The sequence below is a fragment of the Ideonella azotifigens genome, from assembly GCF_006519715.1.
Lineage (GTDB): Bacteria > Pseudomonadota > Gammaproteobacteria > Burkholderiales > Burkholderiaceae_C > Ideonella > Ideonella azotifigens.
Genome location: NZ_VIDT01000377.1, coordinates 1 through 5,459 on the forward strand (window position 1 = coordinate 1; position 5,459 = coordinate 5,459).

Below are 5,459 nucleotides of genomic sequence, written 5' to 3' on the forward strand. Positions count from 1 at the left end.
CGGAAGCGGAAACGCTCGGCCAGCCAGAAAGCGCAGGTCACTGCGGAAAGGATGAACAGCAGCAGCGAGAAATTGCCGTACCAGTAATCCAGGTACCAACCGCCAAGGTAGACGATCAGGGCGCCATACAAGGCGGCGGTGAGAGCACTCATCGGTTTGTTGTTGTCAGTCATCCACTTGAAGAATGGCCAAGAAGGCTTCCTGCGGCACCTCGACGGAGCCGATCTGTTTCATGCGCTTCTTGCCGGCTTTCTGCTTTTCGAGCAGCTTGCGCTTGCGGGAGATGTCGCCGCCATAGCATTTTGCCAGCACGTTCTTGCGCAGCGCCTTGATGTTCTCGCGCGAGATGATGTTGGCACCGATCGCCGCCTGGATGGCCACGTCGTACATCTGGCGCGGGATGTGTTCGCGCATCTTCGCCGCCACACCCCGGCCACGGAACTGGCTCTGCGCGCGGTGCACGATGATGGACAGCGCGTCGACCCGGTCGCCGTTGATCAGGATGTCGACCTTCACGACGTCGGAGGCGCGGTATTCCTTGAACTCGTAGTCCATGGACGCATAGCCGCGTGACACGCTCTTGAGCTTGTCGAAGAAGTCCAGCACGATCTCCGCCAGCGGCATCTCGTAGGTCAGCATGACCTGCCGGCCGTGATAGGCCATGTTCAGCTGCACGCCGCGCTTCTGGTTGGCCAGCGTCATCACCACGCCAACATGGTCCTGCGGCATGTAAAGGTGCATCGTCACGATGGGCTCGCGGATCTCGCGGATGCGGCCCAGGTCCGGCATCTTCGACGGGTTCTCGACGTCGATCACGGTGCCATCGTTGAGCTCGACCTGGTAAACCACGCTGGGCGCAGTCGTGATCAGGTCCTGGTCGAACTCGCGCTCCAGCCGCTCCTGCACGATCTCCATGTGCAGCAGCCCCAGGAAGCCGCAGCGGAAGCCGAAACCCAGCGCCTGGCTGACTTCGGGCTCGTAGCGCAGCGAGCTGTCATTGAGCTTGAGCTTCTCCAGCGCGTCGCGCAACTGGTCGTACTCGCTCGCCTCGGTCGGATACAAACCGGCAAAGACCTGCGGCTGGATTTCCTTGAAGCCGGGCAGCGCTTCTTCCGCAGGCCCGAGATTGTTGGGCAGCTTTTTCTCGAGCGTGACGGTGTCGCCGACCTTGGCCGCCTGAAGCTCCTTGATACCGGCAATGATGAACCCGACCTCGCCCGCATTGAGCTGCTCGCGCGGCGTCGACTTCGGTGCGAACACGCCCAGATGGTCGGCGGGGTAGACCGCGTTCGACGCCATCATGCGGATGCGCTCGCCCTTCTTGAGCGTGCCGTCGACCACACGCACCAGCATCACGACGCCGACGTAGTTGTCGAACCAGCTGTCGATGATCATCGCGCGCAGCGGCGCCTCGACCACGCCCTTGGGCGGCGGCATGCGGGCGATCACCGCCTCGATGATCTCGTCGATGCCCATGCCGGTCTTGGCCGAGCAGGGGATCGCGTCGGTCGCGTCGATGCCGATCACGTCCTCGATCTCTGCCTTGGCGTTGTCGGGATCCGCCGAAGGCAGGTCCATCTTGTTCAACACCGGCACCACTTCAACACCGAGCTCCAGCGCCGTGTAGCAGTTCGCCACCGTCTGCGCCTCCACGCCCTGGCTGGCATCGACCACCAGCAGCGCACCTTCGCAGGCCGACAGCGAGCGGCTGACTTCGTACGAGAAGTCCACGTGCCCGGGCGTGTCGATCAGGTTCAGGTTGTAGGTCCTGCCGTCCTTGGCCGTGTACTGCAACGCGGCCGTCTGCGCCTTGATCGTGATCCCGCGCTCCCGCTCGAGGTCCATCGAGTCCAGCACCTGCGCCTCCATCTCGCGATCACTCAGACCGCCGCAGCGCTGGATGATGCGGTCGGCCAACGTGCTCTTGCCGTGGTCGATGTGGGCAATGATCGAGAAATTTCTGATGTGGTCCATGGGTCGGCAAAGGCCGGCGCAGCGCCGGAGAAAAACAGCGTGGCCAGCGACGGCTCACGCCTGCCGCGTCAGATGCACACGCAGCAAAAACAGCTGAAAAGCTGCTGAACAAGCGCCAAAAGCTCGCCCTGGCGACGCATTGGAATGCGACGGCGAGGGGCGAGCCGCATCAAGGCGGTGAAGCGGGCAAAGAGTCAAAAAAAAGGCACGTCCAATTGAAGACGCGCCTTCCAACAAAACGTATGGCAACTGCTTGTTGGGCTTTCATTGTAGCCAAAAGGGCCCGAGTCCAAAGGCCGTCTTGGATGGAACCGGGGTCGTTGCAGACCGCCAACAAGGGCCGCAGCCGATAATTATTCACACCTTATTCACAGGTCTTGAGCGCTCGCCCAGCCGTGGCGGCAGCGCCACGGAGAGATTGCAGCAACGCGTCGAATGACCCGCAACAAGCCTGGATTGTATCGCCCGGTCATCACAATCATCACGACCCAGCGCCATGTCAGCACTCACTCACAGATCGGACAGAATAACCATCAAGCTATTAAAACATGGTTAGCAATTACAAACATCGCGGCGACTTCTCATCCAATGAAAAGACCCGCCATCCCAGTAGGTTGGCGGGTCTTTGAACATGGAGACCGGCTGCGGGAAGCCGGCTGTCCACCCCGGCTCAGCGCGCTGGCTGGATCACCACATAGTTGACCCAGTCGCCGCGGCGCACCAGCACCGTGACCCGCTTGGTCTTGTCAAGCTTGGCGACAACGCCGCCGAACTGCTTGGCATCGCTGATCTGCACGTTGTCGACCGACAGGATCACATCGCCCTCGCGCAGGCCGGCACGGGCCGCAGCGCCTTCCACACTGTCGACCTTCACACCGCCCTTGACGCGCAAGTCGCGCTTCTCCGCCTCGGTCAAGTCCACCACGTTCAGGCCCAGCGAAGCTTTCACTGGCGCTGCAGGCACGGCCGGCTTTTCAGCTTCGAACTCGCCCACGGTCACCGCGACATCCTTGTAGCTGCCACGGCGGAACAGTTGCAGCGTGACCTTGCTGCCCGGTTTCACGGCACTGATCATGCGCGGCAGATCGGTGGCGCGCTCCACGGCCTTGCCATCGACCTTGACGATGATGTCGCCCGCTTCCAGCCCAGCCTTCTCGGCAGGTTGGCCGGCTTCAACCGACTGCACCATCGCGCCGCTGGCCTTGCCCAAGCCGATCGATTCCGCGACCTCCTTGGTCACCGGTGCGATTGCCACGCCAATGCGGCCACGGATCACCCGGCCGGTGGCACGCAATTGATCGGCCACGCGGATCGCTTCGTCGATGGGGATGGAGAACGAGATGCCGGCATAGCCGCCAGACGGGCTGTATATCTGCGAATTGATGCCGACGACTTCGCCGCGCATGTTGATCAGCGGCCCCCCAGAGTTGCCGGGGTTGATCGCCACATCGGTCTGGATGAAGGGCAGCAGTTCGCCGGTGTCGCGCTGCTTGGCACTGACGATGCCAGCGGTCACCGAGTTGTCCAGGCCGAACGGCGAGCCGATCGCCATGACCCATTCGCCGACCTTCAGCTTGCCGACATCGCCGACCTTGACGAACGGCAGGCCAGCCGCTTCGATCTTCACGATGGCCACGTCGCTGCGCTTGTCTGCGCCAATGACCTTGCCCTTGAACTCGCGCTTGTCGGTCAGCGTCACCAGCAGTTCGTCGGCACCGTCGACCACGTGCGCGTTGGTCATCACGAGGCCATCGGCGCTGAGGATGAAGCCTGAGCCGATGCCGCGCCGCGTCGGCTCGTCGTCATCGTCGCCATTGCCATTGCCACCGCCGCGCGGCGTGTTGCGCGGCATCGGAATGCCGAAGCGCTTGAAGAACTCTTCCAGGCCCGGGTCCATCTGCGGGCCAGTGCCCGCGCCACCGCGGCCCAGATGCACCTTCTCGCTGGTACGGATGTTCACCACTGCCGGGCCGACCTGTTCGACCAGGTCGGTGAAATCGGGCAGCACCCGGTTCTGCGCCAATGCGGGCGCCGGCAGCAAACCCGCCGCGGAAACGCTCAGCAGCGCAACGGCAACACCAACGCGCGCACGCTCGCGCACGGACGAAACAACACCCCCAAACATGCCTTCTCCTTCTTGGGAACCACCGCCTCTGGTGGGCGGACTGCAAAACCTCAGGGTCTCAACGCTTGTGGTCCAGCGCGGCCGCGATCTTCTTCAGCGTGTCCATGGGCACGTCGCCCATCACGGTCACCCACTGATCATCGCGCCTGGCCATCAAGGTGTGAGTTGCCCCGATGGCCGCGTGGACTTCGCGTTGGTGCCGCTCGGGCTGGAAAGGTTCAATGAACACCGACACGTGGGTCAGCCCATCGGAATAGATGGCTTGCAGCACGATGGGGGCATCCGCGGCGCCCGTCGGGTCCAGCGAGCGCTTGGCGCAATGCACTTCGCGAAAACCGGCAGGCAACGCAGCCAGCGTCCAGCCTTCGGCGTCCAGCGAGGTCGGCAGCACGGCGGGCCGCAGCACGCGATACCCGTCGCGCTTTTTCATGCCGGCCAGCACCTGGTCGGGCTGAGGCTTCACGCCAATGACCAACTCGGAGAACGCGGCCGACTCCAAGGTCTGCCCGCTGCTGCCAATCACCTCGGCGCGCAGCAGCAAACCGGTCTGATGCTCGGCCCATAGGCGCTGGCTGAAGCGGGCGTTGTCCTTGGCCTTCAGCAAGACCACGTCGGCGTCCAGGCCTGCCACGCGGTCACGGCCGAGCGAACGCAGCTCATACCACTCCAGCACGCGGCGCTCCGAGCCTGACAACAGCGACGGGAACGTGGCGCGGGGGTCGCGGCGCTCAATCAGCGCAACGCGGGCGCGCGGCCACAGCGTCTGCACCTCGTCGTTGTGGCGCCAGATGCTGCGCGGCTCGCCGTCCAGTGCTTCGACACGCTCGTATTGCTGGGTGCCATCGAAATAGTGCGCAACGCGCGAACTGCTGACCGAGCCGCCACCACTGACCACCAGCGTACCCTGGTAGTTCCGCGAGGCTGCGGCTTCGCTGCTTCGCATCAGCCATGCACGCGCATCCAGCGTGCCGGCTGCATCACTCGTCGCCTGCGCAAGCGCAGCCGCCGACCCGCTGGCAAGCAGGCAAGACATCAATACACCGGGCCAGACGCGCCATGGCGCCAGCGAGGCGCCGATCCAAGCCGCACCCGCCATCCGCCTTGCGACCCAAGGCCTGCTCTCCGCTGTCATCTTGCGGTCAGCGGCCTTCCGGCGTGAGCGCGACCTGGCGCACACCACCGGGCGCGGCCAGCGAAGGCCCTTGCGCAAACTGGCGGTGTGCCGCAAGGTAGCGGTCCAGGTCCGGGCTGCGTTCCATCGCGTTGCCCGATTCGGTCAACGAAGCCGGCGTCGAGGCACTTTCGTCCGCCTGCGCCAGCTCGGCAGCGACCGGCGCCTCCGAAGATGGCCCGGCGCGCC

Annotated in this window: 3 protein-coding genes and 1 pseudogene; all 4 read right to left on the reverse strand. The window is 64.1% G+C overall.

Annotation, left to right across the window (positions count from 1 at the left end; genetic code table 11):
• Window positions 1–165: 165 nt before the first annotated feature.
• On the reverse strand, window positions 166–1,974 hold the full coding sequence (lepA, locus tag FKP22_RS19790) for a translation elongation factor 4 (RefSeq protein WP_141289420.1): 1,809 nt from the start codon (window positions 1,972–1,974) through the stop codon (window positions 166–168).
• 670 nt (window positions 1,975–2,644) lie between these two features.
• On the reverse strand, window positions 2,645–4,099 hold the full coding sequence (locus tag FKP22_RS19795) for a Do family serine endopeptidase (RefSeq protein ID WP_141289421.1): 1,455 nt from the start codon (window positions 4,097–4,099) through the stop codon (window positions 2,645–2,647).
• A gap of 58 nt (window positions 4,100–4,157) precedes the next feature.
• On the reverse strand, window positions 4,158–5,132 hold the full coding sequence (locus tag FKP22_RS19800; protein WP_170200974.1) for a MucB/RseB family sigma factor regulatory protein: 975 nt from the start codon (window positions 5,130–5,132) through the stop codon (window positions 4,158–4,160).
• Between the two features lie 106 nt (window positions 5,133–5,238).
• A pseudogene (locus tag FKP22_RS32300) lies at window positions 5,239–5,459 on the reverse strand (hypothetical protein); the annotation flags it as partial.

Bases quoted from the DNA above. Each gene is read 5' to 3' on its own strand.
- FKP22_RS19800 (WP_170200974.1), bottom strand. From the start codon at position 5,132: ATGTCTTGCCTGCTTGCCAGCGGGTCGGCGGCTGCGCTTGCGCAGGCG.
- FKP22_RS19795 (WP_141289421.1), bottom strand. From the start codon at position 4,099: ATGTTTGGGGGTGTTGTTTCGTCCGTGCGCGAGCGTGCGCGCGTTGGT.
- lepA (WP_141289420.1), bottom strand. From the start codon at position 1,974: ATGGACCACATCAGAAATTTCTCGATCATTGCCCACATCGACCACGGC.